Annotated in this window: 4 protein-coding genes and 1 pseudogene; 2 read left to right on the top strand and 3 right to left on the bottom strand. The window is 58.3% G+C overall.

The annotated features are described in order from the left end of the window. Positions 1-26: 26 nt before the first annotated feature. Together X743_RS137790 and X743_RS1000000172655 are read right to left on the bottom strand one after the other, a co-directional pair. Positions 27-449: a metallopeptidase family protein gene (locus X743_RS137790; protein ID WP_013892171.1), complete on the bottom strand. Its 423-nt coding sequence runs from the start codon at positions 447-449 to the stop codon at positions 27-29. Between the two features lie 163 nt (positions 450-612). Continuing rightward, on the bottom strand, positions 613-1431 hold the full coding sequence (locus tag X743_RS1000000172655; protein ID WP_156934590.1) for a hypothetical protein: 819 nt from the start codon (positions 1429-1431) through the stop codon (positions 613-615). On the opposite strand from X743_RS1000000172655, the gene X743_RS1000000172650 reads away from it, so the two are divergent. Next, entirely contained in the window at positions 1430-1594 is a 165-nt protein-coding gene (locus X743_RS1000000172650) for a hypothetical protein (protein WP_156934589.1), read from the top strand. The two genes, X743_RS1000000172655 and X743_RS1000000172650, sit on opposite strands and share 2 nt — an antisense overlap. Before the next feature lie 375 nt (positions 1595-1969). Here X743_RS1000000172650 and X743_RS01000000169735 read toward each other — a convergent pair. After that, positions 1970-2921: pseudogene (locus tag X743_RS01000000169735) on the bottom strand (IS1595 family transposase). A 155-nt stretch (positions 2922-3076) separates the two neighbouring features. Here X743_RS01000000169735 and X743_RS137805 point away from each other — a divergent pair. Further along, the coding region (locus tag X743_RS137805; RefSeq protein ID WP_023769469.1) for a RecA protein at positions 3077-3798 on the top strand (722 nt) is incomplete at its 3' end.

The following is a 3798-nucleotide window of genomic DNA, read 5'->3' as shown; positions in this document are numbered from 1 at the left end:
CGGCCTCACCTGAATATCGGCACAGCCTACTCGGCAGCCTCTTCGATCCGCTCCATATCGTCGTCCGACAGGCCGAAATGGTGGCCGATCTCGTGGATCAGCACGTGGGTGATGATGTCGCCCAGCGTTTCCTCGTTTTCGGCCCAGTAGTCGAGCATGGCGCGGCGATAGAGCGTGATGCGGTTCGGGCCTTCGCCGGTCTGCGGGTTCCAGCGTTCGGCGATGCCGCGCCCCTCGAACAGGCCGAGCAGGTCGAACGGTGTTTCCAGCGACAAATCGTCCATGATCTCGTCGGTCGGGAATTCGGCGATCTGGATGACAATCTCGCCGGTCAGCTTGCGAAACTCCTCCGGCAGATGGGCGTAGGCCTCCAGCGCCAGGAACTCCAACTCCTCCATCGAGGGTGCAAGTTCGCCGTGCCAGGTGCGGGTTTTGTAGATGCGAGCCATGCTTTGTCCTTTGATCCCGGCATATAGGCTTTCGCACCGGAATCGGCAAACGGTGCGGCCGGTACACCCCGCTTGCAGACAGTCAGGAATAAAGTCCTATTTATATACGTGACAAAAGTCACAGTTAGGAATATTTCCTATGTCGGACAGGCCGGCACCAGCATTAGCGGAAGATGTAGCGCGCGAAGATATCGACAACGCGCTCCGTGAAGTCGATCAACTCATTGAGGCTTGGAATCAGCAGTTTACCGTCGACAATTTGACCCTCGCCGAACGCTATAGAAATCACAAAATTAAACTCGGGTTTGAATTTTCTGTCGGGGTCGGGGCCAGCGTCGTAGCTCGTAAGTATGTCGCCGTCATTGAGCGGGTACATGACGTCATTGCGGTCGAAAAACATAAAGGGGATGTCCGGCATGGGGACATCCTTGAGGCCGGAGATCCTCTCCATTATTCCCGGGATAGGGAACTTCCAGCCGATTCTGGAATGGCTGGCGGCGACAGGCACGATGACGGTGTGCTTATCGAGAATGTCGAGCTTGTGAAGACGCCAGAAGGCTTCTGTCCCTCCCTTATATGGCTTAAGGCGCTCGACGATCCTCTTGGCCAGCGGGGACGCGCCACGCAGGCGTTTGTTGAGGCTTTGCTCAAACAGCGGTTTGGTGGAACCTATTGGGAATTGGGTGTTTTCAATGATGTCTCGACCGGTTCGGCCATTGGCGATAACAAGCGCGGCGGCGAGGTTGTCGAGAGAGGCGCGGAGATTGTGAATCACGTCGCCAACGATGCCGCCCCACTCTCGGGGGACGGCCTCATTGACCTTGAGCCGATGGAAATCGCGGCCGGGCTCCGCATCTATCTCGACGGTGACGGAGTATGGCTCACGTTTCTTGAATGCTTCGACCAACCGGTTAAGATCACGAAAGTGATGTTTGGCCCGATCGATCTTCAACCGGGCGCTGAACAGAAGGTCACTTTCCATGGCTGATACCAAAAACAAAGACCTGGATGAGACCAAACGCATTATGGAGCGCTTGGTGAAGACGCCGCCTGATCATAAGGGCCAGACGTCAAAAGTCTCCAGTACAAAGAAAGATGATCAGCGCCTAGGGCAAGCGAAGCCTAAGGCTCGTACTGCAACGTAGAAGCGCGTAAGGCTGGCTGGCGAAAGGCGAGGATCTGAGCGCTTACGCGCGGTCGCTGCCTTTAGTCCCTATCGAAGCATATCTCGCATAGGCCGCCGCCACCTTCGTGCGGAGGGTATGGATTGCTACAATGCATGCAGATGCTCTTTGGCACCGGCTGATTTCGATCAGCTTCGAGACCGCGATTCACGCGCGTCCGGCGTTCAAGTTCCCGTTGGATTTCTTTTTGTGAGAATGTTTCATTTTGCTTCTTGGCCACGGTGTTCTCCCCGTTTTTGACGAGGAGAACATACCACCGATTTGGATTTCCGCTATAGGTTTCGCTTCTTGCGCTTCCTCGCGAGTTTCCTCGCCTTTTGTCTTAGCGTCCTTGGCTTAGTGAGCGCTTCGATATGTCAGGCGCTTACCTTCGATACCATCCATGATGGCGTCAACGCGCATCTGGTCGGTAAAGCCGAGCTTGGTGCGGCGATTGTAGCGGAAATCGAACTCGGCAAGGTAGCGGTGCAAGTGAGCCTCGCCGCAATGCTGATAGACGCCAACCATGCCGCGCTTGAATACTGAGAACACGTTCTCGATCGTGTCGGTGTGGACGATGCGGTCGGCTTCGTAGCGAACGTATTCGCCGCCAGTGTGCTTGACGGTCGCGTGGTCCGCGAACTCTTTTCCGGTGATCAGATAGAAGTTGGACTCGTCGGTCATGAGCGTCGATTTGCGGTCGGCATTGCGGACCAGCACATCGCGGACAGACGCCTTCGTAGCGCGCTCGACATGGAAGGAACGGACAGACCCGCCGCGCTCGACTAGCGCCAACGATAGAGCGCTTGGACGAGTTGGACGGCTTGCCGCGAATGGTGCGCTTCACAACCCTGTCCTTCGGGCCAAAATAGGTCTCGTCGGCCTCAACGATTTTGCCTTCGCCGCCAAGCGGGCCGGATGACTTAACGTCTTCCTTCATGGCCTTGCGAATGCGGTGCGCCATAAACCAAGCGGTCTTGTAGGTGACGCCAAGCATACGGTGCAGCTGGTGAGCGGACATGCCTTTCTTCGATGCGCCAAGCAGATGCGTTGCCAGCCACCACTTAGACAGCGGGATTTTGGAACGCTCGAACACGGTGCCGACAGTCACGGTGAATTGCCCCTTGCATTCGTTGCAATAGCGCAAGCCGGGACGGTGTGACTGCTTCTTGCCGACGATCAGCGCGATCTTGTCGGGATTGGCGTTGCCACAATGAGGGCAATATGGGCCATGCGGCCAACGGATAGCCTCAAGGGCTTCGCGGGCTTTGTCCTCATCGTGGAAAATCGGGTTCTGAAGGTCGGCCATTTGTGTAACTCCTTGGATTTGTTATCGTTCAAGGCGATACTTTTGTCAAGTATATAATTGGGAATAAATTCCTTGTGACTCTGCTTGACTCTTCGGACCGCCTCTGGAATCTATTAGAACATAACAGGAACAATTGTGAGTGGAAGCTGACCGTCATGGCGATGACCGCCGTGGCGCGGGAGACTGTTTTTGCCCTGCGCCGCCAGATTGCGAAGATCGAGGGAACGCTGCCCGAGCGCCTGCAGGTGCCGGCCGCCGCGACCCTTGGTGCTGGCGCCAGCCCCGATCTTGCCTCTAGCATTGATCTCGCACCCAATGCCGATCCCACCTCCAGCCTTGATCTCACGATCGTCCGCCGCGGCCTTGCCGCGGCGCCGCCGGATGCCTTCCTGCCGATCGGCGTCGACCGCCTCGATGCTGCCCTGAGCGGCGGTCTGCCGAAAGCCGCGCTCAGCGAAATCCATGGCCTGGAAACCCGCGACGCCGGGGCCGTCGCCGGTTTCGCCCTGTCGCTCACCAGCCTGATCCTCAAGCAGGCGCGGGGGCTGCCCATCTTATGGATCGGCACCACGGAAATCTTCCGCGAGGCCGGCTTTCCCTATGCCAGGGGGCTGCATGCCTCGTTCGGCATCGAGCCGGAGCAATTGCTATTTTCCGAGGCGCCCAGGCTTGTCGATGCGCTGTGGGTCGCCGAGGAGGCCGCCAGGATGACGGCGCTCGCTGCTGTCATCCTGGAAATCCGCGGCAACCCGCAGCGGCTGGACCTGACCGCGACGCGCCGGCTGCATGCGCGGGCGATGAGTGCCGGCCGACCGGTGTTCCTGCTGCGGCAGGCAGCCGGGCCCGAGCCAACGGCGGCGCCCGTCCGCCTCATCGT

Source organism: Mesorhizobium sp. LNHC232B00, assembly GCF_000502435.1.
Taxonomy (GTDB): domain Bacteria; phylum Pseudomonadota; class Alphaproteobacteria; order Rhizobiales; family Rhizobiaceae; genus Mesorhizobium; species Mesorhizobium opportunistum.
This window is presented reverse-complemented; position numbering and strand designations above follow the sequence as displayed.